Source organism: Bacillus sp. FSL K6-1366 (genome assembly GCF_037976695.1).
GTDB classification, from domain to species: domain Bacteria; phylum Bacillota; class Bacilli; order Bacillales; family Bacillaceae; genus Bacillus; species Bacillus subtilis.
On the sequence record NZ_CP150268.1, the window covers coordinates 3,965,253 to 3,991,498 of the forward strand.

General features: G+C 42.9%; 23 protein-coding genes. 21 read left to right on the forward strand and 2 right to left on the reverse strand.

Translation table 11 applies throughout. The features are described 5' to 3' along the window. The first annotated feature begins 124 nt into the window (after window positions 1-124). The 11 genes from MHI44_RS20635 to mutL all read left to right on the forward strand — a co-directional run bounded on the left by MHI44_RS20635 (window position 125) and on the right by mutL (window position 14,484). Entirely contained in the window at window positions 125-1,300 is a 1,176-nt protein-coding gene (locus MHI44_RS20635) for a serine hydrolase domain-containing protein (RefSeq protein WP_042975804.1), read from the forward strand. 275 nt (window positions 1,301-1,575) lie between these two features. Further along, window positions 1,576-3,138, forward strand: coding sequence for a ribonuclease Y (gene rny / locus MHI44_RS20640; RefSeq protein ID WP_003221010.1), 1,563 nt, complete (start codon window positions 1,576-1,578; stop codon window positions 3,136-3,138). 67 nt (window positions 3,139-3,205) lie between these two features. Beyond that, entirely contained in the window at window positions 3,206-4,000 is a 795-nt protein-coding gene (ymdB, locus tag MHI44_RS20645) for a 2',3'-cyclic-nucleotide 2'-phosphodiesterase (protein ID WP_003245138.1), read from the forward strand. A 199-nt stretch (window positions 4,001-4,199) separates the two neighbouring features. Then, window positions 4,200-4,460, forward strand: a complete 261-nt coding sequence (spoVS, locus tag MHI44_RS20650) for a stage V sporulation protein SpoVS (RefSeq protein ID WP_003154135.1) — start codon at window positions 4,200-4,202, stop codon at window positions 4,458-4,460. Window positions 4,461-4,725: 265 nt separating this feature from the next. After that, window positions 4,726-5,769, forward strand: a complete 1,044-nt coding sequence (gene tdh, locus MHI44_RS20655) for an L-threonine 3-dehydrogenase (RefSeq protein WP_033883737.1) — start codon at window positions 4,726-4,728, stop codon at window positions 5,767-5,769. A gap of 12 nt (window positions 5,770-5,781) precedes the next feature. Beyond that, window positions 5,782-6,960, forward strand: a complete 1,179-nt coding sequence (locus MHI44_RS20660) for a glycine C-acetyltransferase (protein ID WP_041336018.1) — start codon at window positions 5,782-5,784, stop codon at window positions 6,958-6,960. Window positions 6,961-7,107: 147 nt separating this feature from the next. Next, window positions 7,108-8,637, forward strand: a complete 1,530-nt coding sequence (gene miaB / locus MHI44_RS20665; RefSeq protein ID WP_003244831.1) for a tRNA (N6-isopentenyl adenosine(37)-C2)-methylthiotransferase MiaB — start codon at window positions 7,108-7,110, stop codon at window positions 8,635-8,637. A gap of 1 nt (window position 8,638) precedes the next feature. After that, on the forward strand, window positions 8,639-9,070 hold the full coding sequence (gene ricA, locus MHI44_RS20670; protein ID WP_003231834.1) for a regulatory iron-sulfur-containing complex subunit RicA: 432 nt from the start codon (window positions 8,639-8,641) through the stop codon (window positions 9,068-9,070). 260 nt (window positions 9,071-9,330) lie between these two features. Then, window positions 9,331-9,876 (forward strand): outer spore coat protein CotE, encoded by a 546-nt coding sequence (gene cotE / locus MHI44_RS20675; RefSeq protein ID WP_003231833.1) that lies wholly within the window; start codon window positions 9,331-9,333, stop codon window positions 9,874-9,876. 132 nt (window positions 9,877-10,008) lie between these two features. Further along, on the forward strand, window positions 10,009-12,585 hold the full coding sequence (mutS, locus tag MHI44_RS20680; RefSeq protein WP_015252070.1) for a DNA mismatch repair protein MutS: 2,577 nt from the start codon (window positions 10,009-10,011) through the stop codon (window positions 12,583-12,585). Between the two features lie 15 nt (window positions 12,586-12,600). Further along, complete coding sequence (gene mutL, locus MHI44_RS20685) at window positions 12,601-14,484, forward strand: DNA mismatch repair endonuclease MutL (protein WP_080529329.1); 1,884 nt, start codon at window positions 12,601-12,603, stop codon at window positions 14,482-14,484. A gap of 398 nt (window positions 14,485-14,882) precedes the next feature. On the opposite strand, the gene MHI44_RS20690 is transcribed toward mutL, so the two are convergent. After that, complete coding sequence (locus tag MHI44_RS20690; RefSeq protein WP_015252068.1) at window positions 14,883-15,338, reverse strand: regulatory YrvL family protein; 456 nt, start codon at window positions 15,336-15,338, stop codon at window positions 14,883-14,885. A 155-nt stretch (window positions 15,339-15,493) separates the two neighbouring features. Continuing rightward, complete coding sequence (locus MHI44_RS20695) at window positions 15,494-16,051, reverse strand: hypothetical protein (protein ID WP_038428985.1); 558 nt, start codon at window positions 16,049-16,051, stop codon at window positions 15,494-15,496. 120 nt (window positions 16,052-16,171) lie between these two features. Between MHI44_RS20695 and MHI44_RS20700 the strand changes: the two genes are divergently transcribed. From MHI44_RS20700 to MHI44_RS20745, 10 genes are all read left to right on the forward strand, one after another. Next, window positions 16,172-16,789: a TetR/AcrR family transcriptional regulator gene (locus MHI44_RS20700; RefSeq protein WP_029317807.1), complete on the forward strand. Its 618-nt coding sequence runs from the start codon at window positions 16,172-16,174 to the stop codon at window positions 16,787-16,789. A 189-nt stretch (window positions 16,790-16,978) separates the two neighbouring features. Then, window positions 16,979-17,656, forward strand: a complete 678-nt coding sequence (locus tag MHI44_RS20705; RefSeq protein WP_003231824.1) for an MBL fold metallo-hydrolase — start codon at window positions 16,979-16,981, stop codon at window positions 17,654-17,656. Between the two features lie 109 nt (window positions 17,657-17,765). Next, the gene (locus MHI44_RS20710) at window positions 17,766-18,032 is read left to right on the forward strand and encodes a hypothetical protein (RefSeq protein ID WP_157677667.1); all 267 of its coding nucleotides are present in this window, start codon (window positions 17,766-17,768) and stop codon (window positions 18,030-18,032) included. After that, the gene (gene fabD / locus MHI44_RS20715; protein WP_033883750.1) at window positions 18,029-18,895 is read left to right on the forward strand and encodes an ACP S-malonyltransferase; all 867 of its coding nucleotides are present in this window, start codon (window positions 18,029-18,031) and stop codon (window positions 18,893-18,895) included. The genes MHI44_RS20710 and fabD (MHI44_RS20715) overlap by 4 nt, the downstream gene beginning before the upstream one ends. Window positions 18,896-19,398: 503 nt before the next feature. Beyond that, window positions 19,399-20,373: an acyltransferase domain-containing protein gene (locus MHI44_RS20720; RefSeq protein WP_339202573.1), complete on the forward strand. Its 975-nt coding sequence runs from the start codon at window positions 19,399-19,401 to the stop codon at window positions 20,371-20,373. Further along, window positions 20,370-22,673: an ACP S-malonyltransferase gene (gene fabD / locus MHI44_RS20725; RefSeq protein WP_339202574.1), complete on the forward strand. Its 2,304-nt coding sequence runs from the start codon at window positions 20,370-20,372 to the stop codon at window positions 22,671-22,673. The genes MHI44_RS20720 and fabD (MHI44_RS20725) overlap by 4 nt, the downstream gene beginning before the upstream one ends. Window positions 22,674-22,734: 61 nt before the next feature. Further along, complete coding sequence (locus tag MHI44_RS20730; RefSeq protein ID WP_003231809.1) at window positions 22,735-22,983, forward strand: acyl carrier protein; 249 nt, start codon at window positions 22,735-22,737, stop codon at window positions 22,981-22,983. Next, on the forward strand, window positions 22,961-24,208 hold the full coding sequence (gene pksF, locus MHI44_RS20735) for a polyketide biosynthesis malonyl-ACP decarboxylase PksF (protein ID WP_339202575.1): 1,248 nt from the start codon (window positions 22,961-22,963) through the stop codon (window positions 24,206-24,208). Before MHI44_RS20730 ends, pksF begins: the two co-directional genes overlap by 23 nt. After that, window positions 24,209-25,471: a polyketide biosynthesis 3-hydroxy-3-methylglutaryl-ACP synthase PksG gene (gene pksG, locus MHI44_RS20740; protein WP_029317813.1), complete on the forward strand. Its 1,263-nt coding sequence runs from the start codon at window positions 24,209-24,211 to the stop codon at window positions 25,469-25,471. After that, window positions 25,459-26,238, forward strand: a complete 780-nt coding sequence (locus MHI44_RS20745; protein WP_339202576.1) for an enoyl-CoA hydratase/isomerase — start codon at window positions 25,459-25,461, stop codon at window positions 26,236-26,238. The genes pksG and MHI44_RS20745 overlap by 13 nt, the downstream gene beginning before the upstream one ends. The last annotated feature ends 8 nt before the right edge of the window (window positions 26,239-26,246 follow it).

Consider the following 26,246-nt stretch of genomic DNA (forward strand, 5'->3'; position numbering starts at 1 on the left):
CTCAGCTTTTTTGTATTTTGCAAAAAAATGATAAAAATATTGCTTTTTTTGACAACTTTTTTAGGGCTTTATTCGTCTAACAAAACGTGTGCAAAATGGAATTTATTTTGGGAGGAAAAAATGAATGACAAGCCCAACCCGCAGAAGAACTGCGAAACGCAGACGGAGAAAACTAAATAAAAGAGGAAAACTGTTGCTTGGTCTTTTAGCAGTGATGGTTTGCATTACGATTTGGAATGCTCTTCATCGAAATAGTGAAGAAAACGAGCCATCTCAAGAAACTGCAGCGGTTTCAAATACCGATCAGAAAAAAGAGGTCAAAAAGAAAACTGCTAAAAAATCAGAGGAACAAATCAAAACAGTGGATCGAAATCAAAAAATCAGCAATTATTTAAAAGAGATCGGTTTCAGCGGAACAGCCATGATTGTCAGAAATGGAGAAATCGTAACAAATAAAGGTTTTGGCTATGCTGACCGTAAACACTACATTCAAAATAATCCATTGACATCTTTTTATGTCGGTTCATCACAAAAAGCGCTGATTGCAACTGCTATTTTGCAGCTTGAGGAAAAGGGGAAACTTCAGACAAGTGATCCGGTAAGTACGTATTTACCTCATTTTCCTAACGGACAAACGATTACTTTGAAGAATCTGCTTACACATACATCGGGGATAAACGGACATATTGAAGGAAACGGCGCCATTACTCCGGACGATTTAATAAAAGACATAGAACTGCAGGGAATCAAACGTCAGCCGGGCGTATGGGACTACAAGGATTCCAACTATTCTGTTCTTGCTTATATTATTGCTGAAGTAAGCGGTGAGCCCTATGAACAGTACATAAAGAATCATATTTTTAAACCTGCGGGAATGACGCATGCAGGCTTTTACAAAACATATGAAAAAGAACCTTATCCTGCCGTCGGGTATAAGATGGAGGGCAGCAAAACAGTTACACCGTATATACCTGATTTATCCCAGCTGTATGGAGCGGGTGATATTTATATGAGCGCTATAGATATGTACAAATTTGACCAAGCGCTGATAGACGGAAAACTGTATTCGCAAAAAAGCTATGAAAAGATGTTTACGCCAGGGAGCAGCTCCACATACGGCATGGGATTTTATGTTGCTCCCGGAAGCTATTCAAACCATGGTGTTATGCCGGGCTTCAATATCTTGAACAGCTTTAGCAAATCTGGGCAAACCATTGTTATTTTGTTCTCAAACATTCAAAATAATGCTAAATTGGGCCAAGTGAACAATAAAATATACCAGCTTCTAAATCAAGAATGATTGGCGATCTTCTTTTGGATGAATTGCATTCGGCACGTGAAAAGAAGACTGGCCTGCAAACGTTAAGATGGCAAGCTTGACAAGTATTTCCGACACATTTACAATGAAGTTGTAACATTTGTTTTTTTAACATGATTGTTAAACCATTTAAACTTGACAAGGGCGATGAACACACTCATTCCCTGTGAAGGTTCTGTATGTTGAGAAAACTAGACAATGTACATGCCGACACTTTTTAAGCAACAACCAAGTTCATAGCAAGAGGAGGTGAAAGTATGACCCCAATTATGATGGTTCTCATCTCCATTTTGCTGATTCTACTCGGTTTAGTTGTTGGCTACTTTGTTCGTAAAACCATTGCCGAAGCGAAAATTGCGGGCGCACGCGGTGCAGCCGAGCAAATTCTTGAAGATGCGAAGCGTGATGCTGAAGCACTGAAAAAAGAAGCTCTGCTTGAAGCAAAGGATGAAATCCACAAACTTCGAATAGATGCTGAACAGGAAGTTCGTGAAAGACGAAATGAGCTTCAAAAACAAGAAAACCGTTTACTCCAAAAGGAGGAAAACCTTGATCGCAAACATGAGGGAATTGATAAACGGGAAGCGATGTTGGAGAAGAAAGATCATTCTCTGAATGAACGACAACAACATATTGAAGAGATGGAAAGCAAAGTGGATGAGATGATTCGTATGCAGCAGTCTGAGTTGGAACGAATTTCGAGTCTAACTCGTGACGAAGCGAAACAAATCATTCTTGAGCGGGTTGAAAACGAGCTTTCACATGACATCGCCATCATGACAAAAGAAACTGAAAACCGTGCGAAAGAAGAGGCGGATAAGAAAGCGAAAAACATTCTTTCACTCGCCTTACAGCGCTGCGCAGCGGACCACGTTGCCGAAACAACGGTATCAGTTGTCAATCTTCCAAATGATGAGATGAAAGGACGTATCATCGGACGGGAAGGGCGTAACATTCGTACGCTTGAAACTCTGACAGGAATTGACCTGATTATTGATGATACGCCTGAAGCTGTCATTCTTTCCGGATTTGATCCGATCAGACGTGAGACAGCCAGAATTGCTCTGGATAAACTCGTTCAGGATGGCCGTATTCATCCGGCACGGATTGAAGAAATGGTTGAAAAATCTCGCCGCGAGGTCGATGACTATATTCGTGAGATGGGTGAGCAAACGACATTTGAGGTTGGCGTTCACGGCCTCCACCCAGATCTCATCAAGATCCTCGGCCGCTTAAAGTTCCGTACAAGCTACGGTCAAAATGTGCTTAAGCATTCCATGGAAGTCGCATTCTTGGCCGGTCTAATGGCATCGGAGCTTGGTGAAGACGCAAAGCTTGCTAAACGTGCGGGTCTTCTTCACGACATCGGGAAAGCAATTGACCATGAAGTAGAAGGAAGCCACGTTGAAATCGGGGTAGAGCTTGCGACCAAATATAAAGAGCACCCAGTCGTGATTAACAGTATTGCATCACACCACGGGGATGAGGAGCCGACTTCCATTATCGCTGTGCTGGTAGCTGCAGCAGATGCGCTTTCCGCTGCAAGACCTGGCGCAAGAAGTGAGACGCTCGAGAATTATATTCGAAGACTTGAAAAACTCGAAGAAATTTCTGAGTCCTACGAAGGTGTTGAAAAATCATTTGCCATTCAGGCTGGACGCGAAGTGCGTATTATGGTGAAGCCGGATTCAATTAATGATCTTGAGGCTCATCGACTGGCGCGAGATATCCGCAAGCGAATTGAGGACGAGCTCGATTATCCAGGTCATATTAAGGTGACAGTAATCAGAGAGACTCGAGCCGTAGAGTATGCAAAATAAAGTGATGCGCTAAGCATCACTTTATTTTTTTGACGGCAAGGAATTTCAAGAAGAAAGGATTTACAAAATGAGAATTTTATTTATCGGAGATGTTGTCGGTTCACCGGGCCGTGACATGGTCAAAGAATATGTACCAAAGCTAAAAACAAAATATAAGCCTCACTTTACCATTATTAATGGTGAAAACGCCGCACATGGAAAAGGCCTGACGGAAAAAATTTATCACAGCTTAATCCAGTCCGGCGCAGATGCAATCACAATGGGGAACCACACATGGGACAAAAAAGAAATATTTGATTTTATAGATGACGTTCCGAACTTGGTTCGCCCGGCAAACTTTCCTGAAGGAACACCGGGGAAAGGGATCACATATGTGAAAGCAAACGGCAAAGAACTAGCAGTCATTAATTTGCAGGGACGTACGTTTTTGCCGCCGCTTGATGACCCGTTTTTAAAAGCGGATGAATTGATCGCAGAAGCTGCGAAAAGAACACCGTACATTTTTATTGACTTTCATGCCGAAGCGACAAGTGAAAAGCTCGCACTTGGCTGGTACACGGATGGACGGGCATCGGCTGTAGTAGGAACTCATACACACGTGCAAACAGCGGATAACCGCATTTTGCCGAAGGGAACGGCATATATTACTGATGTGGGAATGACTGGCCCGTATGACGGTATACTGGGGATGGACAGAGAGACGATTATTAAGCGATTCAAAACGAACCTTCCAGTCCGGTTTACTGTCGCTGAAGGAAAAACAACGCTCAGCGGAGTTGTCATTGACATTGACGATCAAACGAAAAAAGCCGTGAAAATTGAGCGTATTTTAATCAACGATGATCACATGTTCTTTGAATAGTTGAACATATGGTTATTTTATAAAAATATTAAAAAGAAAAGCAGGAATATAGCAACTCCTTAGTGAATATAGTAAAAATGGAAGGTAGCCCGCTATTTTTGAAAAGCATTGTGGGGATGGCTTTTTGGATAGCAACATCTAATAATGATTGTTCTAATGAACACTCACTTATCCATTGTAAAACTAAGGGGGAGCAGAAATGGAAATCTTAAAAGTTTCAGCAAAATCGAGTCCAAATTCAGTGGCAGGTGCGCTTGCAGGCGTGTTGAGAGAGCGAGGAGCCGCCGAAATTCAAGCGATCGGAGCGGGTGCATTAAACCAGGCTGTAAAAGCTGTGGCGATTGCCAGGGGATTTGTGGCGCCAAGCGGCGTTGATTTGATTTGTATTCCGGCTTTTACAGATATTCAAATCGATGGGGAAGAAAGAACAGCGATTAAATTAATCGTGGAGCCTCGCTAAAAACAAATAAAGCATTCTCAACCTGTTTGCGTAATGCAAACAGGTTGTTTTTCATTTATTGTGATATTTTCTCCCGATAGTATTTTTAGCACATAAATGAGCGAATATACAAAATCAGAAATGAGCTAAAACGTTTCAAAAAAAATTTCCGCCCATTTTTCAAGACAGATACTTTTGTCCTTCTGGAAAAGACAGTGCTGTTTACGCTTATTCCATATCATGGTACAATCCGAATATAACAAGAATTTTTCAAGGAGGATTGTACATGCAGAGTGGAAAGATGAAAGCTCTAATGAAAAAGGACGGGGCGTTCGGTGCTGTGCTGACTGAAGTTCCCATTCCTGAGATTGATAAACATGAAGTCCTCATAAAAGTGAAAGCCGCTTCCATATGCGGCACGGATGTCCACATTTATAATTGGGATCAATGGGCACGTCAGAGAATCAAAACACCCTATGTTTTCGGCCATGAGTTCAGCGGCATCGTAGAGGACGTGGGAGAGAATGTCAGCAGTGTAAAAGTGGGAGAGTATGTGTCTGCGGAAACACACATTGTTTGTGGTGAATGTGTCCCTTGCGTAACAGGAAAATCTCATGTGTGTACCAATACTGCTATAATCGGAGTGGACACGGCAGGCTGTTTTGCGGAGTATGTAAAAGTTCCAGCTGATAACATTTGGAGAAATCCCGCTGATATGGACCCGTCAATTGCTTCCATTCAAGAGCCTTTAGGAAATGCAGTTCATACCGTACTCGAGAGCCAGCCTGCAGGAGGAACGACTGCAGTCATTGGATGCGGGCCGATTGGTCTTATGGCTGTTGCGGTTGCAAAAGCAGCAGGAGCTTCTCAGGTGATAGCGATTGATAAGAATGAATACAGGCTGAGGCTTGCAAAACAAATGGGAGCGACTTGTACTGTTTCTATTGAAAAAGAAGACCCGCTCAAAATTGTAAGCGCTTTAACGAGTGGGGAAGGAGCAGATCTTGTTTGTGAGATGTCGGGCCATCCCTCAGCGATTGCCCAAGGTCTTGCGATGGCTGCGAATGGCGGAAGATTTCATATTCTCAGCTTGCCGGAACATCCGGTGACAATTGATTTGACGAATAAAGTGGTATTTAAAGGGCTTACCATCCAAGGAATCACAGGAAGAAAAATGTTTTCAACATGGCGCCAGGTGTCTCAGTTGATCAGTTCAAACGTGATCGATCTTGAACCTGTTATTACCCATCAGTTTCCGTTAGAGGAGTTTGAAAAAGGTTTCGAACTGATGAGAAGCGGGCAGTGCGGAAAAGTAATTTTAATTCCATAAAGGGGGATAAACATGACGAAGGAATTTGAGTTTTTAAAAGCAGAGCTTGATAGTATGAAAGAAAACCATACATGGCAAGACATAAAACAGCTTGAATCTATGCAGGGCCCATCTGTCACAGTGAATCACCAAAAAGTCATTCAGCTATCTTCTAATAATTACCTCGGATTCACTTCACATCCTAGACTCATCAACGCCGCACAGGAGGCCGTTCAGCAGTATGGAGCCGGCACCGGATCAGTGAGAACGATTGCCGGTACATTTACAATGCATCAAGAGCTTGAGAAAAAGCTGGCAGCCTTTAAAAAAACGGAGGCGGCACTTGTATTCCAATCTGGCTTCACAACAAACCAAGGCGTACTTTCAAGTATTCTTTCAAAAGAGGATATTGTCATCTCAGATGAATTGAACCATGCCTCTATTATTGACGGAATTCGACTGACAAAGGCGGATAAAAAGGTGTATCAGCACGTCAATATGAGTGATTTAGAGCGGGTGCTGAGAAAGTCAATGAATTATCGGATGCGTCTGATTGTGACAGACGGCGTATTTTCCATGGATGGCAACATAGCTCCTCTGCCTGATATTGTAGAGCTCGCTGAGAAATATGACGCATTTGTGATGGTGGATGACGCCCATGCATCCGGAGTACTTGGCGAAAACGGCAGGGGAACGGTGAATCACTTCGGTCTTGACGGCAGAGTTCATATTCAGGTCGGAACATTAAGCAAGGCAATCGGAGTGCTCGGCGGCTACGCTGCAGGTTCAAAGGTGCTGATCGATTATTTGCGCCATAAGGGCCGTCCATTTTTATTCAGCACGTCTCATCCTCCGGCAGTCACTGCAGCTTGTATGGAAGCGATTGATGTCTTGCTTGAAGAGCCGGAGCATATGGAGCGCTTGTGGGAGAATACTGCCTATTTTAAAGCAATGCTTGTGAAAATGGGCCTGACTCTCACGAAGAGTGAAACGCCGATTCTTCCTATTTTAATAGGTGATGAAGGTGTGGCAAAGCAATTTTCAGATCAGCTCCTTTCTCGCGGTGTTTTTGCCCAAAGTATCGTTTTCCCGACTGTAGCAAAGGGAAAAGCCAGAATTCGCACGATTATAACAGCAGAGCACACCAAAGATGAACTGGATCAGGCGCTTGATGTCATCGAAAAGACGGCAAAGGAGCTCCAGCTATTGTAACAAGAGGAAGAGTTTACTCTTCCTCTTTTGATTCCTTATTGATTATTATTCTCAATGAGTGTACAATGATAGGTTGCCAGTTGTGCAGAGCTTCAATAACCTTTATACTGAAGGGTGGAAGTTTGGTTTGAAAGGAGAAAATATGACATGAATGAAAAACAAAAATTAGAGAGCGGACAAGTTCATCCATCGGACAAAAAATCCGAGAAGGATTACAGCAAGTACTTTGAAGCTGTTTACATTCCGCCTTCTTTAAAAGACGCGAAAAAACGAGGCAAGGAAGCCGTTACTTATCATAATGACTTTAAAATTTCTGAACAATTTAAAGGATTGGGAGACGGAAGAAAGTTCTATATCCGTACGTACGGCTGCCAAATGAATGAACACGATACAGAGGTTATGGCAGGGATCTTTATGGCGCTCGGTTACGAAGCGACAAACTCTGTTGATGATGCCAATGTCATTTTGTTAAATACATGTGCAATCCGTGAAAATGCTGAAAACAAGGTGTTTGGTGAGCTCGGGCACTTAAAAGCACTGAAAAAAAACAATCCCGATCTGATTTTAGGCGTGTGCGGCTGTATGTCCCAAGAGGAATCAGTCGTGAACCGTATTTTGAAAAAACATCCGTTTGTCGATATGATTTTCGGAACGCATAACATTCATCGCCTGCCGGAGCTTTTGTCAGAAGCATACCTTTCAAAAGAAATGGTTGTAGAAGTTTGGTCTAAGGAAGGGGACGTTATTGAAAACCTTCCGAAAGTCCGAAATGGAAAAATTAAGGGCTGGGTCAATATCATGTACGGCTGTGACAAATTCTGTACGTATTGCATTGTGCCTTACACACGCGGAAAAGAAAGAAGCCGCCGCCCTGAGGATATCATTCAGGAAGTGAGAAGGCTCGCAAGTGAAGGCTATAAGGAAATTACTCTGTTAGGCCAAAACGTAAACGCGTATGGAAAAGACTTTGAAGATATGACGTACGGACTTGGTGATTTGATGGATGAACTGAGAAAAATCGATATCCCGAGAATCCGTTTTACAACGAGTCATCCGCGCGACTTTGACGACCGCCTCATTGAAGTGCTGGCAAAAGGCGGAAATCTGCTTGATCACATTCATCTTCCGGTTCAATCAGGAAGCTCAGAAGTTCTCAAGCTGATGGCCCGCAAATATGACAGAGAGCGTTACATGGAGCTGGTGCGAAAAATTAAAGAAGCAATGCCAAACGCTTCTTTGACAACGGACATTATCGTCGGATTTCCAAATGAAACGGACGAACAGTTTGAAGAAACGCTTTCTCTATACCGTGAAGTGGAGTTTGACAGCGCCTATACGTTCATTTACTCTCCGCGTGAAGGCACTCCGGCTGCTAAGATGAAAGATAATGTACCGATGCGTGTGAAAAAAGAACGCCTGCAGCGTCTAAACGCACTGGTGAATGAAATTTCTGCTAAAAAAATGAAGGAATACGAAGGCAAGGTTGTCGAAGTATTAGTTGAGGGTGAAAGCAAAAATAACCCTGATATTCTTGCGGGCTATACTGAAAAAAGCAAGCTTGTCAATTTCAAAGGGCCGAAGGAAGCCATCGGCAAAATCGTCCGCGTGAAAATCCAGCAAGCGAAAACATGGTCGCTTGACGGAGAAATGGTAGGAGAAGCAATCGAGGTGAAATAAGATGACGCTCTACTCAAAAAAAGACATTGTGCAGCAGGCACGAAACCTTGCAAAAATGATCTCTGAAACAGAAGAGGTTGATTTTTTCAAACGGGCTGAAGCGCAAATCAATGAGAATGACAAAGTGTCCACAATCGTTAATCAGATTAAAGCCCTGCAAAAGCAGGCTGTCAATCTGAAGCATTATGAAAAGCATGAAGCGCTCAAACAAGTAGAAGCAAAAATTGACGCGCTGCAAGAAGAGCTTGAAGAGATTCCTGTTATCCAGGAATTCAGAGACTCGCAAATGGAAGTAAATGACCTACTGCAGCTCGTTGCACACACCATTTCCAACCAAGTCACAAATGAAATCATCACATCAACCGGAGGCGACCTGCTGAAAGGGGAAACCGGTTCAAAGGTGAAGCATTCAAATAACAGCTGTTCTCTCTAAACACGGTGCCTTTACAGGCCCGTGTTTTTTTATCATTTTTGCGGTTAAAAATGAACTAAGTAATCTATGTACCAAATGTTCAATTGGTTTTTCTGTGCTCAGCCGGTATAAACTTTATCGCACTTATAAGTAAAGTTTCTAGGCACCCCTGCATACAATGGAACAGAAACTTTGTATTTTTATATTTTATTTATAAAAATGCACACTAGACAAATGCCCAGCATAAGATAACACGAAGAAGAACAAGGAGGCATGCCGGAATGTCTGAATACAGGGAAATTATTACGAAGGCAGTAGTAGCGAAAGGCCGAAAATTCACCCAATGCACCAACACCATCTCGCCTGAGAAAAAACCGAGCAGCATTTTGGGTGGTTGGATTATTAACCACAAGTATGACGCTGAAAAAATTGGAAAAACGGTAGAAATTGAAGGGTATTATGATATAAACGTATGGTACTCTTACGCGGACAACACAAAGACAGAGGTTGTCACAGAACGGGTAAAATATGTAGATGTCATTAAACTCAGATACAGAGACAATAATTACTTAGATGATGAGCATGAAGTGATTGCCAAAGTGCTTCAGCAGCCAAACTGCCTTGAAGTGACCATTTCGCCGAATGGAAATAAAATCGTTGTGCAGGCAGAAAGAGAATTTTTGGCGGAAGTGGTAGGGGAAACAAAGGTAGTTGTTGAGGTCAATCCTGACTGGGAAGAGGATGACGAGGAAGATTGGGAAGATGAGCTTGATGAAGAGCTTGAAGACATCAACCCGGAGTTTTTAGTGGGAGATCCTGAAGAATAAAAAAGGGACTAGGGGAGACAGTACCCCCAAGTCTCTTTTTTATATTGATATATCATTCTTTTATCACTTTTTGTTTATGTTATAATGAAGGTTGGAAAATAGAAACGTTGATACATAGTGAGGGATTAAACAATGGCCGGTTATACGCCTATGATACAGCAATATTTAAAAATAAAGGCAGAGCACCAGGATGCCTTTTTATTTTTTCGCCTGGGTGATTTTTATGAAATGTTTTTTGAGGACGCCAAAAAAGCGTCACAAGAGCTGGAAATTACGTTAACGAGCAGAGATGGCGGTGCGGCTGAAAAAATACCGATGTGCGGTGTGCCGTATCATTCTGCTTCCGCGTATATCGAACAGCTTATTAAAAAAGGATACAAAGTGGCGATCTGTGAACAGACGGAAGATCCGAAAGCCGCAAAGGGCGTTGTGAAAAGAGAAGTGGTTCAGCTGATTACGCCCGGAACTGTAATGGACGGCAAAGGCATCCATGAATCGGAAAATAACTTTATCGCATCTGTTTCAGCCTGCTCGAACGGATACGGACTTGCGCTGTCTGATTTGACAACGGGAGAAAATTTGGCTGTTTTGATTGAACGGCTTGAAGACGTCATATCAGAAATTTATTCAGTCGGCGCACGGGAAATCGTGGTTTCAGGAAGCTTGGATGCCGATACAGTGGCACAGCTGAGAGAGCGGTGCGGTGCAACGATTTCAATTGAAGACGGAGAAACAGACGAACACGTAACGATCATTGAGCACTTAAATAATGAAGATATAACAAAAACATTTCTGCGCTTATATACGTATTTGAAAAGAACCCAAAAGCGCAGCCTTGATCATCTTCAGCCCGTGCAGGTGTATGAGCTTGAGGAAGCGATGAAAATTGACTTGTACTCAAAGCGTAATCTGGAGCTGACCGAAACGATTCGTTCGAAAAATAAAAAAGGCTCCCTTTTGTGGCTGCTGGATGAAACAAAAACGGCAATGGGAGGCCGGCTGCTTAAACAGTGGATTGACCGGCCGCTTATCAGAGTCAATCAAATCGAAGAGCGCCAAGAAATGGTGGAAACATTGATGTCCCATTTCTTTGAACGGGAAGATCTGCGTGAACGTTTAAAAGAAGTGTATGACTTAGAACGCCTTGCCGGCCGCGTTGCATTCGGAAATGTCAATGCCCGGGATTTGATTCAGCTGAAGGAATCGTTAAAGCAAGTTCCTGGCATCAAACAGCTGGTTGCTTCACTGGCTCATGACAAGGCCAAGGAACGTGCAGAGCGCATTGACCCTTGCGGGGATGTACTTGAACTGCTGGAAGAAGCGCTGTACGAAAATCCTCCTTTATCGGTAAAAGAAGGGAACCTGATTAAAGATGGTTATAATCAAAAGCTTGATGAATATCGTGATGCAAGCAGAAACGGAAAAGACTGGATTGCCCGCCTGGAACAGCAGGAGCGGGAATACACAGGCATTCGCTCTTTAAAGGTCGGCTTTAATAAAGTTTTCGGTTATTACATTGAAGTGACAAAAGCAAATTTGCATTTGCTTGAGGAAGGGCGTTATGAGCGGAAGCAGACGTTAACCAATGCAGAGCGCTACATTACACCTGAATTAAAAGAAAAAGAAGCGCTCATTTTAGAGGCTGAAAATAACATCTGTGAGCTGGAGTACGAGCTGTTTACCGAGCTGCGCGAGAAAGTGAAGCAGTATATTCCGCGGCTGCAGCAGCTTGCAAAACAGATGAGCGAGCTGGACGCACTGCAATGCTTTGCGACAATCAGTGAAAATCGCCACTACACGAAACCGGAGTTCTCTAAAGATGAAGTCGAAGTGATTGAAGGCAGACACCCGGTTGTTGAAAAAGTCATGGACAGCCAGGAATATGTCCCGAACAACTGCATGATGGGCGATAACAGACAAATGCTTCTCATTACAGGTCCAAACATGTCAGGGAAAAGCACGTATATGAGACAAATCGCGCTCATTTCCATTATGGCGCAAATCGGCTGCTTTGTACCCGCGAAAAAAGCGGTGCTTCCGATTTTTGATCAAATTTTTACACGAATCGGCGCTGCAGATGATTTGATTTCCGGACAAAGTACATTTATGGTAGAAATGCTTGAAGCGAAAAATGCGATTGTCAATGCGACGAAAAACAGCCTCATTCTGTTTGATGAAATCGGGCGGGGAACGTCCACTTATGACGGCATGGCGCTGGCACAGGCGATTATTGAATATGTTCACGATCATATCGGCGCCAAGACGCTGTTCAGTACACACTATCACGAGCTGACAGTTCTTGAGGACAAGCTGCCTCAGCTGAAAAACGTTCATGTTCGCGCTGAAGAATATAACGGAACGGTTGTCTTTCTTCATCAAATCAAAGAAGGTGCTGCTGATAAAAGCTATGGTATCCATGTAGCTCAGCTTGCCGAACTGCCGGAAGATCTGATTGCGCGCGCTCAAGATATTTTAAAAGAGCTTGAGCATTCAGGAAACAAACCGGAAGTGCCGGTGCAGAAACCTCAGGTGAAAGAAAAGCCGGCACAGCTGTCCTTTTTTGACGAAGCGGAAAAGCCGGCTGAAACACCAAAGCTTTCAAAAAAAGAAAAGCAAGTGATCGATGCTTTCAAATCACTTAATATACTGGATATGACACCGCTTGAAGCGATGAATGAAATGTACAAGCTGCAAAAGAAATTACATTAAAACGGGGTGATGAATGTGGCAAAAGTCATCCAGCTGTCAGATGAGCTTTCGAATAAAATAGCGGCGGGCGAGGTTGTGGAACGGCCCGCCTCAGTCGTCAAAGAATTGGTGGAAAATGCGATCGACGCTGACAGCACAGTCATTGAAATCGATATTGAGGAAGCAGGCCTTGCATCCATTCGGGTCTTGGATAACGGCGAAGGAATGGAGAATGAAGATTGCAAACGTGCTTTCCGCCGCCACGCAACGAGTAAAATAAAAGATGAAAATGATTTATTCAGGGTGAGAACGCTCGGTTTCAGGGGAGAAGCCCTGCCGAGTATCGCGTCAGTCTCTCATCTGGAGATTACAACAAGCACTGGTGAAGGAGCTGGGACGAAGCTCGTCCTCCAAGGAGGAAACATCATTTCCGAATCGCGTTCCTCAAGCAGGAAGGGAACTGAAATTGTCGTTTCCAACCTGTTTTTTAACACACCGGCCCGTTTGAAATATATGAAAACCGTTCATACAGAGCTTGGAAACATTACGGATGTGGTTAACCGTATTGCTCTGGCGCATCCAGAGGTATCGATCCGCCTGCGCCATCATGGGAAAAACCTGCTTCAAACGAACGGAAACGGAGATGTGCGTCATGTACTGGCAGCGATTTACGGCACGGCTGTCGCCAAAAAAATGCTTCCGCTGCATGTGAGCTCCTTGGATTTTGAAGTAAAGGGATATATCGCCCTCCCAGAGATTACACGGGCGTCGAGGAACTATATGTCGTCTGTGGTCAATGGCCGTTACATTAAAAATTTCCCGCTCGTCAAAGCGGTTCATGAAGGCTATCATACGCTTCTGCCGATCGGACGCCATCCGATTACTTTTATAGAAATTACGATGGACCCGATTTTAGTCGATGTCAACGTGCATCCATCGAAGCTTGAGGTCCGGCTCAGCAAGGAAACAGAGCTTCATGACTTAATACGTGACGGAATTAAAGATGTGTTTAAACAGCAGCAGCTGATTCCGAGTGCCCAGCTCCCGAAAAAATCAGCACCTGCCATCAAAAATGAGCAGCAGTTCATAACCTTTGATGAAAAGCCTCCGGAAAAAAAAGTTTCGGAAAAATCGACTGCGTCATCTTATTCACCAATGAAGCTCAGCTCAGTCGTGAAAGAGCCGGTTGATGCGGAGGAAGAATTGCCTCCTCTCCAATTTGATGCTCCACCTATCGTTGATCAGGAACAAACCCTTGAGGTGTCCGATATTTCAGAAGAACTGCCTGAAACATTTGAGCAGGAATGCCATGAGGAACAGCAGCAGCCAGCGTCTGAGCGGGTTCCGATTATGTACCCGATCGGCCAGATGCACGGGACTTATATATTGGCACAAAACGAAAACGGCCTGTATATTATCGACCAGCACGCCGCCCAAGAACGTATTAAATATGAGTACTTTCGTGAAAAGGTGGGGGAGGTTGAGCCTGAGGTGCAAGATATGATTGTACCGCTGACGTTCCACTACTCCACAAATGAGGCTTTGATTATTGAACAGCACAAACAAGAGCTCGAAAGCGTCGGTGTCTTTTTAGAGTCATTCGGCTCTAACAGTTACATCGTCCGCTGCCACCCGGCCTGGTTTCCAAAGGGAGAAGAAGCAGAGCTCATAGAAGAAATCATTCAGCAGGTGCTCGACTCCAAAAATATAGATATTAAAAAACTTCGCGAGGAAGCGGCGATTATGATGAGCTGCAAAGGCTCCATCAAAGCAAATCGCCACCTCAGAAACGATGAAATCAAAGCGCTTCTGGACGACCTCCGAAGCACATCAGACCCATTTACATGCCCGCACGGCCGCCCGATCATCATTCACCACTCGACATATGAGATGGAAAAGATGTTCAAACGCGTGATGTAGCGGGGGTGGTAAGCATTGATCCATTCTCTGAATGGATCAATGCTTTTTTTGTACTCCTTCGAGTGTCAGATTATAAGAAACGGTTGTAAACGTGTGAGCAGTGTTAACGCATTATACTTCATGGTTCCTCTGTATAACAAAATTTCCATTTACAGGAAATTAGGATTAATGTATATTTTGGGTGAGGGGGTGGAAAATATATGGCATGTGATCCGAAGATCATTATCTTTTTGGATGAACTTGATGATCCGAATGTGAGAATCATTTTAGAATGCAGAATTTAAATTACAACATTGTGTTTTGCTCCCTGTTCGTGTGAACAGGGAGTTTTTTTCGTTTATATAACTGGTGATGCCCAAATATAGGGTGTTATGAATTTTCCATATCTGCCATCGGCTTTAAGCTGCTTCTCTATTAGGCTGGTTATCAAAAGCAAGTTCAATGAAAGCCATGAAAGCTGATATCACAACAAGCAAGACATCTGGAATATAAATAGACTGCATAAAGTAATCTGCAAAACAGATCGTTATAAGATTGCTGATAAAATACAGTATAAAAGCAAAAAGTGCAGTCTTTTTCAATGAAAGTGATTTTGCCAAAATGATAGAGATAATCTTTGTGAGTGGGTCTATGATTAAACCTACAGCAAAGCAGGCTAAAATAAATAAAGCTAATGTTTGATTGGAAGCGTATGTGATGCCCAGTATGGAGAATAAGCCTTTCATCCCGAAGAAAAAGCCGCCGAAGATGACTGCAAGCGCGATGGCCGCGATAAAAGTAATAGATACAATTCCGATTAATTTTGATCTCAGGTTAAAATCTTTAGAGTGCTCGTTCTGTTCTTTTTGGTTTATGTATGACACTCCCTTCACCTGCTTACTCGTACAAACAGTTACCCTTGAATCAGCCCAAAATATCTATAAGTCTGTTTTCTAACGAAAATAGTATAGCATATTTTAACAAAACCAAAAAAGGTCCTTTCCACTGGGGAAGGGCCTTTTTCATCATGTTAACTCCTGAGATTCGCCGAAGCTTTCTCTTTTTTTGGCCAAATAAAATAGCTGGCTGTAATGAGAAAGTCAATTCCTATAATGACAGTCCACAGTTTAAGAATGCCGCTCAATGCCTCGGTTCGGGCAGAGTCATTGATAAAATAGATCATCCCTGCCAATAGTCCCGCACCAATTAAGTAGGCCAGCACATGTCTTAGCCAGCCTTTCGCACCGTGCTTGGCATGGTCCATTCCAAAACGTTTCAGCGGTTTTGCGCCTTTTTTTGTCACATAATATTGAAATTTTTCATCTGCCCATTGAATCATTTGTTTCCCATAAGCGATCGATATACCGATGTAAACAGCTGCAATCCCATGGGCTGCGGTCGCTGAGGCTCCGCGGTAAAGGTCCACACCAGTTGCCGCTAACAAGATCAAATCGATAACTGGAGTTAAGGCAAGGAATAGCAGTCCTAATGTATGTCGTTTGAATACGTAGCGTACAGCAAGCCCCAAAACAATGACAACCCAAAACGCAATTTCACAGAAAACAATCATCCATGCGATACCGTTCAATCCATTCCCCTCTTTTCAATACAGTTGTATTATTTAAATAATATGTTACCATCTTTGTTTTTGTAACACAACTGTATTATAAAAATTGCCCTCTCATTTTTTTCTTGTTACAATAAAGCTATGCCAAAACAAATTGACCATGAGAAAAGAAGAAAACAAATTGCAGAAGCAACGTGGCGCGTCATTTTAGAACGAGGGATGGAGGGAGCATCAGCCAGAAATATTGCAAAGGAAGCAGGATTGTCATTAGGTGCGCTGCGCCATTATTTCTCTACACAGGATGAATTGCTTGCTTTTGCAATGAAACTTGTCCAAGAAAAGGTGACGGACCGAATTAAGGACATTGCAGTGAGGGATTTGCTCCCTAAGGAAAAAGTGTTGCAAATTTTGCTTGAAATGGTCCCGACGAATGAAGAAACGATTAGAGAGATGGAGGTTTGGTTTGCTTTTACTGCTTACGCCAGACATAAAAAGGATATGTTTGATGCGAATCATGACGGGATTTTCAGCGGCATGCGGAATCTGATTGCCTATTTAGATGAATCCGATTTACTGAAGCCGAATGCTGATAAAGACATTGAAGCTGAGAGACTTTACGCGCTTGTTGACGGCTTGGCTTTACATGCCATGCTTGACCCTGTGCGAGTGAATAAAGACCGAATCAAGCGGGTCATTATGCAGCATGTAGAGTCAATTTGCGTGGAAGATACACGTGAGACACAAAAACGTCATCCTTAAGGCACTAGTGCGAAAAGCGATTCTTGTTGGGCATGCGTCCAAAAGAGTCGCTTTTTTATATTCAAAGAACAAGGATCTCTGAAAAAAATGGAAAACGATCATGCTGTTTGGTAAAGTGGAATGAAAGACGGACTGAGGAGTGAACACTGGTCCATCGTTTAAGAACTTTACATGATAGGGATGGTATAAATGAATCTTACTTACAAGGTGCATCCAATTAAAACAAGGTATCAGGGCTGGACGAATTATTGCTATATCATTGAAGATATTGTAAGCAGATCTGCAATTGTTGTTGATCCCTCATGGGAATTGAGTAAAATAACCACTACACTTTCTGAACTCGAAGCGGAATTAAAGGCAGTCGCATTGACACACTCTCATTATGATCATGTAAATCTGGTAGACCCGCTGACGAAGATGTTTAACGCTCAAGTTTATATGTCAAAAAAAGAAATTGATTATTATCAATTCCGATGCAGAAATTTAATTAGCCTAGATGATCATCAGACAATCAGCATAGGAAACACAAGAGCACAATGCCTTCTCACACCGGGGCATACAGCCGGCGGAATGTGTTATTTGTTTTCTGAGAGTATTTTTACCGGAGATACGGTGTTTACAGAAGGGTGCGGCATATGTGAGGATGATGGCAGCTCTGCGGAAGAGATGTTTGATAGTATTCAAAGAATAAAGTCGGAGGTTTCACCCCATGTACGGGTGTATCCTGGTCACTCATTTGGCAAATCGCCCGGCCATTCGATAAAGGATCTTTATCAGCATAATATTTACTTTCAAATTGATAAGAAAGAATATTTTGTGAAATTTCGCACTCGTAAAAACCAAAAAGGTATTTTTGATTTTAAATAATCCTTCTGAATCTATTATCCTATTTTTCTTCGAATATCTAAATGATTTTTATTTTCGAAAATGATTACATAGAAGGTGTTATTTATTTTGAAAACTCATTTGAAAGAAAATGAAGCGCATTATCATGATATGGCGCCCTATACGTGATCCGGGTCTTTTTTCTTATGTTCTGCTATATCTCCTGATCCTTTATTCCTCAATGGAAAAAAGCAGAAAAACAATCGAGCAAACTGTAGGAAAAATTAACTTGACGGATAATATTTACAGAGGTTACCATCAACATGAACATGCTACTATTTATCCGGTCATCACTATTATAAAATCATACAGAAGTGAAATACATCTACTAATCGGAAGGGTGGCTTTGAGAGAATGATCACATATGTTTTTCCAGGTCAGGGTTCACAAAAACAGGGAATGGGCAGCGGCCTATTCGATGAATTTAAAGAACTGACGGATCAGGCAGATGAGATCTTAGGATATTCTATCAAACGTCTTTGCCTGGAAAATCCTTATTCCAATTTAAACAAAACGCAATTTACTCAGCCGGCATTATATGTGGTAAACGCACTAAGCTATCTGAAAAAAATCAAGGATGAAGAAGTTAAGCCTGACTTTGTCGCCGGGCACAGCTTGGGTGAATACAATGCGTTATTTGCAGCTGAAGCCTTTGATTTTGAGACAGGTTTACAGCTTGTCAGAAAAAGAGGCGAGCTGATGAGTCTGATAAGCAACGGCGGTATGGCAGCTGTTATGGGACTAAATGAAGAGCAGGTTGCAAAGGCTCTGAAAGAATATCATTTACATGATGTTGATATCGCTAATGTGAATGCCCCATATCAAATTGTAATTTCAGGAAAAAAAGATGAGATTGAAAAAGCCGCATCTCTTTTTGAAACGATGACTGAAGTTACAATGGTACTCCCCTTAAACGTAAGCGGCGCGTTTCATTCCAGATACATGAATAAGGCAAAAGAAGAATTTGAGGAGTTCCTTCATGCCTTTTATTTTTCGCCTCCGTCTATCCCGGTTATTTCTAATGTGTATGCCAAACCGTATACATACGAATTCATGAAACAGACGCTGGCTGATCAAATTAATCATTCAGTGAAATGGACTGACAGCATAAGCTACTTAATGAAAAAAGGCCATATGGAGTTTGAGGAGGTAGGGCCTGGAAATGTTTTAACTGGGTTAATTCATCGCATAAAGAAAGATGCGGAAGCAATGCCCCGCTAAAGCATTTGCCCCTATGGCCGTGTACCTCATCAATCAGGTCTAAACACAGATTTCCTTTCATTTAAGGTATAAAGTTTTAAAGATTCAATCGTTCGATTGACACTGTTTCTAATTGAATAACTTTATATACTGTTACATAAAGAGGCTGATAAATTAAGTTAGACATTTGAACTATGTCAGCCGGTCTGTCAAACCATCGCTCCCACATCTAGATGGTCCATTTTTTAACCGTACCCACCAATCATAGAGTCGATGTTCTTTGCTGATCCTGTTATCATGTTACATCAATTTTGAGATATCAACATACATCTACGATCACGTCATAAATGAACCGCATCCAGAGCACCAATAGCAATCCTTCCAAGTTGAATCTCCTTTACTTTTTCACATATGTCTTTTCCATTTATTAATTTCATTTCAATCGCTGCTATGTGCTTTTACAACATACATGGAAATAAGAAATCCAATAGCCGTCATAAATATAAAAAAAGAGGGTTATACACATGAATGAACCGCTTGTTTTTATGTTTTCCGGGCAAGGTTCCCAATACTATCACATGGGGAAAGAACTATTTAAGGAAAATACCGTGTTTCGCCAATCAATGCTTGAAATGGATGCCATTGCAGCACGGCGAATCGGCACATCCATTGTTGAAGAAATCTACCATCCAGGTAAACGTGTGTCAGATCCGTTTGACAGTATTCTTTTTTCCCACCCCGCCATTTTTATGATTGAGTATTCCTTATATAAGGTTTTGGAAGACAGGGGAATTTATCCTGATTACGTATTGGGATCAAGTCTGGGAGAATTCGCAGCAGCGGCAGTTTCTGGTGTGTCAGACGCAGAGGATATACTGGATTGCATACTTGAACAGGCTATTATCATCCAGAATTCCTGCGATAAAGGAAAAATGCTGGCCATTCTTGACAAACCGCAATTGCTGAATGATCATCCGCAACTGTTTGGAAATAGTGAACTCATTTCTATCAATTATGATTCGCACTTCGTCATTTCTGGTGAAGAAGATCATATAAGGAAGATTATGGAGGATTTAAAGGAGAAGCAGATTCTTTGCCAGCTGCTTCCTGTGTCCTATGCCTTTCATTCTTCGCTTATTGATCCGGCAGAGAGTGCCTATGCAGAATTTTTAAGATCAAAATCTTTTCAAAAACCGTCAATACCGATTGTATCGAGCTTAACGGGAAGCTGCCTTCACTTAATGGACGAGAATTTCTTTTGGAATGCGGTCAGAAAGCCAATGATGTTTCGTGAAGCGATTCGATATTTGGAAAGCCAGCATACATGCAAGTTTATCGATTTAGGGCCATCCGGCACCTTAGCTGCTTTTGTGAAACAGCTGATTCCGGGTGATTCAGCTGACCGTTGCTGCTCAATCATAACACCATTTCATCAGGAGCTGAAAAATCTGAATACGGTTGAGTATTTCCGTACACCAGAAAGGAAGTTTACAAGATGATTACATATGTCTTTCCAGGGCAAGGCTCCCAGCAAAAGGGGATGGGACAAGGGCTATTTGAACAGTATCAGCATTTGACAGATCAAGCAGATCAAATATTAGGCTATTCAATAGAGAAGCTATGTACCGAAAAATCATATCTGGATGTAAATCATACTGAATACACGCAGCCGGCTTTGTATGTTGTTAATGCACTCAGTTACTTGAAGAGAGTGGAGGAGACCGGCAGAAAACCTGATTTTGCGGCAGGACACAGCTTAGGAGAATACAATGCGCTGATGGCAGCCGGTGCATTTGATTTTGAAACCGGATTAAGGCTCGTCAAAAAAAGAGGAGAATTGATGGGACGAATTACAGGGGGCGGAATGGCTGCTGTGATCGGCCTGAGTAAGGAACAAGTTACAGCCGTTTTAGAAGAGCACCGTCTTTATGACATTGATGTGGCAAATGAAAATACGCCCCGGCAAATTGTGATTTCTGGCCCGAAAAAAGAGATTGAAAAAGCTCGGGCTGTTTTTGAAAACACCAAGGATGTAAAGCTGTTTCATCCATTAAATGTGAGCGGAGCTTTTCATTCCAGATATATGAATGAAGCCAAACAGGTATTTAAGCAATATATTGACTCATTCCAGTTTGCACCTTTGGCGATCCCGGTTATCTCCAATGTCTACGCAGAGCCATACCATCAAGACAGATTAAAAGATACATTATCTGAACAAATGGACAACACAGTGAAATGGACGGACAGCATTCGTTTTCTGATGGGAAGAGGAGAAATGGAGTTTGCAGAGATTGGGCCTGGAACTGTTTTAACCGGTCTCATTCATCGGATTAAAAATGAAGCTGAACCATTGACATATATACCGAAAAAGAACCCCGCGATCAGTGCGCATCTAAAGGAGCAACGCAATGTTCAAGCTGGGATTACGGCAGAATCTTTAGGAAGTGCTGAATTTAAACAAGATTATCATCTTACATATGCTTATCTTGCAGGAGGAATGTACCGCGGCATTGCTTCGAAAGAAATGGTAGTAAAGCTGTCAAGAGCGGGAATGATGGGGTTCTTTGGCACAGGAGGTCTGAGCCTGAAAGAGGTTGAAGATGCGATCCATGCTATACAAGGTGAATTAGGAAAAGGACAAGCCTACGGCATCAATCTGGTCCACAATATGAAACATACTGAATCAGAAGAAAAAATGATCGATCTTTTATTGAGGAATCAAGTGAGCATTGTGGAGGCTTCAGCATTTTTAAGTGTCACTCCTGCATTAGTAAGGTACCGCGCAAAAGGAGTGAAACGCAATCAAAATGGTGACGTTATATGCTCAAATCGTCTCATAGCAAAAATATCACGGCCGGAAGTTGCAGAATCATTTCTGAGTCCTGCGCCTGAGAATATGCTGCAAAAGCTTTTAGGAGAAAATAAAATCACTATGAACGAAGCTGAGTTGTTGCGGTGCATTCCGATGGCTGACGATATTTGTGTAGAAGCTGATTCAGGCGGTCATACAGATGGCGGTGTGGCATACAGCCTGATGCCGGCGATGACATCTTTAAGAGATGAAATGATGAAAAAATATCAATACCGGAAAAAAATAAGAGTTGGTGCAGCTGGAGGGATTGGAACACCTGAGGCAGCGATGGCGGCTTTTATGCTAGGGGCTGATTTTATTCTAACAGGCTCAATCAATCAATGTACGGTTGAGGCGGCAACAAGTGATAAAGTAAAGGATTTGCTTCAGCAGATGAATGTACAAGATACAGCCTATGCGCCTGCAGGTGATATGTTTGAATCGGGCAGTAAAGTGCAGGTGCTAAAGAAAGGCGTGTTCTTTCCCGCACGGGCAAACAAGTTATATGAACTGTACCAGCGGTATGGGTCTATACGTGAGCTGGATGCAAAGATGCTGGCCCAGCTTGAGGAGAAATACTTTAAACGCAGTATAGAAGACATATATAAAGATATTGCATTGCATTATCCCGCGGCAGACATTGAGAAGGCTGAACAAAACCCGAAGCATAAAATGGCTTTGATTTTCCGATGGTACTTCAGATACAGTTCAAAATTGGCAATCAGCGGAAGCGAACATTCGAAGGTCGATTATCAAATTCACTGCGGTCCCGCGCTGGGAGCCTTTAATCAATGGGTTAAAGGATCGCAATTTGAAAATTGGCGAAACCGCCATGTGGATGAAATCGGGAAAAAATTAATGACAGAAACGGCAGTATTGCTTTATGAACGGATGCAATCGATGTATCAGCCGTCGCATGAAACAGACAACATAAAAATAAAAGTTTGAATATTATGAAAATATACCTATAAAAATCATTAAAATAATCCCTTGAAGGAGAGAGCGCATTATGGATAAACAGAGAATCTTTGAAGTATTAATCACCAATATTTGCGAGGTGCTTCCTGAATTAGACGGACACAGATTTGAGCCTGAAGATCAATTAGTTGAGTTAGGAGCTGACTCTGTAGACAGAGCTGAAATTATCACGATGGTGCTAGAGGATTTATCGTTAAAAATCCCTCGCATTGAGCTATCCGGGGTGAAAAACATCGGTGAATTAGCTGAGGTGCTTTATGACAAAGTGCAATCTGCCTGAGGTGGTGGTGACCGGTGTAGGCGTTACGGCCTCCATCGGTCAAGGGAAAGAGGACTTTGCTTCCTCGCTGCTGTCCGGCAGACATGCCTTTGATGTCATGAAGCGTTCAGGCAGACAAAAAGACAGCCGGCTTATCGGAGCCGAAATTGCGTCATTGTCTTATCCTGACCGACTCTCCAAAAAAATGTTGCGAAAAGCATCATTCTCCAGCCGCGCTGCATTGGTAACTCTCACAGAGGCTTGGGAGGAGGCTGAATTGGACGATGCAGATTCCTCACGTATCGGACTGGTTGTTGGCGGATCAAATTTTCAGCAGAGAGAAACCTTTGAAGTTTATGAAAGGTATCAAGACCGCTCCGGTTTTATTTCGCCGGCATATGGCCTGTCTTTCATGGACAGCGATCTTTGCGGGATTTGTACAGATCAGTTTGGCATCACGGGATTAGCATATACGGTGGGAGGAGCCTCGGCCAGCGGCCAGTTAGCAGTCATTCATGCGATTCAGCAAGTCCTGTCAGGCGAAGTTGATACTTGCATAGCACTTGGTGCTTTAATGGATCTTTCTTATATGGAATGCGAGGCGCTAAGGGCTTTAGGCGCTATGGGGACGGACAAATATGCTGATGAACCTGAAAAAGCGTGCCGTCCCTTTGATCAAAACAGAGACGGGTTTATCTATGGAGAATCGTGCGGTGCATTGGTAATAGAACGAAAGGAGACGGCTTTACGAAGAGGTCTCAAACCTTATGCAGCATTGTCTGGCTGGTCAATCAAACTGGACGGAAACCGGAATCCTGATCCTTCATTAGAAGGAGAGATTCATGTCATCCAGAAGGCACTGGAGCGTGCCAGGCTTTTACCAGAAGATATTGATTATATTAATCCTCATGGAACAGGCTCTTTTATTGGAGATGAAATAGAATTAAAGGCGCTCCGTGCATGCCGGCTTTCCCATGCTTATATCAATGCAACAAAATCGATAACCGGACACGGGCTTAGTGCGGCGGGCATCGTGGAGATTATTTCTGTTTTGCTGCAAATGAAAAAAACTACCCTGCATCCGAGCAGGAATTTGGATCATCCAATCGATGATTCCTTTCATTGGGTAAATGAGAAATCGATTTCATACCGCATCAAAAATGCGCTGAGCTTAAGCATGGGGTTTGGCGGAATGAACACCGCGGTTTGTATACAAAACATTGAGAAATGTGGAGGCGAATCATAAATGGTTTCAGCCGGAATAGAAGCGATGAATGTCTTTGGCGGAACGGCATACCTTGATGTCATGGAGCTGGCCAAATACAGACACTTAGATACTGCGAGATTTGAAAACTTATTAATGAAAGAAAAAGCGGTAGCACTGCCTTATGAAGATCCCGTGACCTTCGGAGTCAATGCAGCTAAGCCGATTATTGATGCTTTATCTGAAGCAGAGAAGGACCGGATTGAATTGCTGATCACTTGCTCTGAATCCGGGATCGACTTTGGGAAATCGTTAAGTACATATATCCATGAATATTTAGGTCTCAACCGCAACTGCCGTTTGTTTGAGGTTAAACAGGCGTGTTATTCAGGGACAGCGGGATTTCAGATGGCGGTGAATTTTATATTATCCCAGACTTCTCCGGGTGCCAAAGCACTGGTTATCGCCAGTGATATTTCACGTTTTTTAATCGCTGAGGGCGGAGACGCTTTAAGCGAAGATTGGTCTTATGCGGAACCGAGCGCCGGAGCGGGAGCGGTGGCCGTTTTAGTTGGCGAAAATCCCGAGGTGTTTCAAATAGATCCCGGAGCAAATGGTTATTACGGCTATGAAGTGATGGACACGTGCCGCCCCATTCCCGACAGTGAAGCGGGAGATTCTGATCTGTCTTTAATGTCATATTTGGATTGCTGCGAACAGACCTTTCTGGAATATCAAAAGCGTGTACCGGGTGCCAATTATCAGGACACGTTTCAATATCTTGCTTACCATACGCCCTTTGGCGGGATGGTGAAAGGTGCGCACCGGACAATGATGCGTAAGGTGGCGAAGGTGAAAACATCCGGGATTGAGACGGATTTTTTAACTCGGGTAAAACCAGGTTTAAACTACTGTCAACGGGTTGGAAATATTATGGGGGCAGCCTTGTTTCTGGCATTGGCCAGCACGATAGATCAAGGGAGATTTGATTCGCCTAAACGAATTGGCTGTTTTTCCTACGGATCCGGCTGCTGTTCTGAATTTTACAGCGGAATTACAACTCCGCAAGGCCAGGAGCGTCAGCGAACATTTGGTATTGAGAAGCATTTGGATCACCGGTATCAGCTCTCCATGGAAGAGTATGAGCTATTGTTTAAGGGGAGCGGGATGGTGCGGTTTGGGACGCGCAATGTAAAGCTGGACTTTGAGATGATACCGGGCATCATGCAGTCCACTCAAGAGAAGCCGCGCTTGTTTTTAGAAGAAATTTCTGAGTTTCATCGAAAGTACAGGTGGATCTCGTGACCTATCAAACGATAAAGGTCCGCTTTCAAGCGTCGGTTTGCTATATTACCTTTCACCGTCCTGAAGCGAATAATACGATTAATGACACGCTGATAGAAGAATGCATGCAAGTGTTAAACCAATGTGAAACATCAACGGTGACGGTTGTCGTTTTAGAGGGGCTTCCCGAGGTGTTTTGTTTCGGAGCTGATTTTCAAGAAATCTATCAGGAAATGAAAAGGGGCAGAGAACAGGCAAGCTCCCAAGAGCCTCTCTATGATTTGTGGCTGAAATTGCAGACCGGCCCTTACGTCACGATATCTCATGTCAAGGGAAAAGTGAATGCAGGCGGTCTTGGATTCGTATCTGCCACAGATATTGCCATTGCTGATCAGACGGCGTCATTCAGTCTCTCTGAGCTGCTATTCGGCCTGTACCCTGCTTGTGTTTTACCGTTTCTGATCCGCCGTATCGGCTGGCAGAAAGCGCATTATATGACGCTTATGACAAAGCCGATTTCCGTTCAGGAAGCCAGTGAATGGGGGTTAATAGATGCTTTTGATGCTGAAAGTGACGTGCTGCTGAGAAAGCATTTATTGCGTTTGCGGAGGCTGAATAAAAAAGGAATCGCACATTATAAACAGTTTATGAGCTCACTTGATCATCAAGTCAGTCGTGCGAAAGCCACCGCTTTAACTGCAAATCAAGACATGTTTTCTGATCCTCAAAACCAAATGGGAATCATCAGGTATGTTGAAACAGGACAATTCCCATGGGAGGATCAGTAACCGTTTAA

Excerpts from the sequence above, each read along its gene's own strand:
- fabD (WP_339202574.1), top strand. The coding sequence starts at position 20,370 with ATGATTACATATGTCTTTCCAGGGCAAGGCTCCCAGCAAAAGGGGATG.
- cotE (WP_003231833.1), top strand. The coding sequence starts at position 9,331 with ATGTCTGAATACAGGGAAATTATTACGAAGGCAGTAGTAGCGAAAGGC.
- MHI44_RS20720 (WP_339202573.1), top strand. The coding sequence starts at position 19,399 with ATGAATGAACCGCTTGTTTTTATGTTTTCCGGGCAAGGTTCCCAATAC.
- spoVS (WP_003154135.1), top strand. The coding sequence starts at position 4,200 with ATGGAAATCTTAAAAGTTTCAGCAAAATCGAGTCCAAATTCAGTGGCA.
- tdh (WP_033883737.1), top strand. The coding sequence starts at position 4,726 with ATGCAGAGTGGAAAGATGAAAGCTCTAATGAAAAAGGACGGGGCGTTC.
- pksG (WP_029317813.1), top strand. The coding sequence starts at position 24,209 with ATGGTTTCAGCCGGAATAGAAGCGATGAATGTCTTTGGCGGAACGGCA.
- MHI44_RS20705 (WP_003231824.1), top strand. The coding sequence starts at position 16,979 with ATGAATCTTACTTACAAGGTGCATCCAATTAAAACAAGGTATCAGGGC.
- MHI44_RS20700 (WP_029317807.1), top strand. The coding sequence starts at position 16,172 with ATGCCAAAACAAATTGACCATGAGAAAAGAAGAAAACAAATTGCAGAA.
- ricA (WP_003231834.1), top strand. The coding sequence starts at position 8,639 with ATGACGCTCTACTCAAAAAAAGACATTGTGCAGCAGGCACGAAACCTT.
- ymdB (WP_003245138.1), top strand. The coding sequence starts at position 3,206 with ATGAGAATTTTATTTATCGGAGATGTTGTCGGTTCACCGGGCCGTGAC.
- MHI44_RS20730 (WP_003231809.1), top strand. The coding sequence starts at position 22,735 with ATGGATAAACAGAGAATCTTTGAAGTATTAATCACCAATATTTGCGAG.
- fabD (WP_033883750.1), top strand. The coding sequence starts at position 18,029 with ATGATCACATATGTTTTTCCAGGTCAGGGTTCACAAAAACAGGGAATG.
- mutS (WP_015252070.1), top strand. The coding sequence starts at position 10,009 with ATGGCCGGTTATACGCCTATGATACAGCAATATTTAAAAATAAAGGCA.
- miaB (WP_003244831.1), top strand. The coding sequence starts at position 7,108 with ATGAATGAAAAACAAAAATTAGAGAGCGGACAAGTTCATCCATCGGAC.
- rny (WP_003221010.1), top strand. The coding sequence starts at position 1,576 with ATGACCCCAATTATGATGGTTCTCATCTCCATTTTGCTGATTCTACTC.
- MHI44_RS20660 (WP_041336018.1), top strand. The coding sequence starts at position 5,782 with ATGACGAAGGAATTTGAGTTTTTAAAAGCAGAGCTTGATAGTATGAAA.
- pksF (WP_339202575.1), top strand. The coding sequence starts at position 22,961 with ATGACAAAGTGCAATCTGCCTGAGGTGGTGGTGACCGGTGTAGGCGTT.
- MHI44_RS20710 (WP_157677667.1), top strand. The coding sequence starts at position 17,766 with ATGAAGCGCATTATCATGATATGGCGCCCTATACGTGATCCGGGTCTT.
- MHI44_RS20635 (WP_042975804.1), top strand. The coding sequence starts at position 125 with ATGACAAGCCCAACCCGCAGAAGAACTGCGAAACGCAGACGGAGAAAA.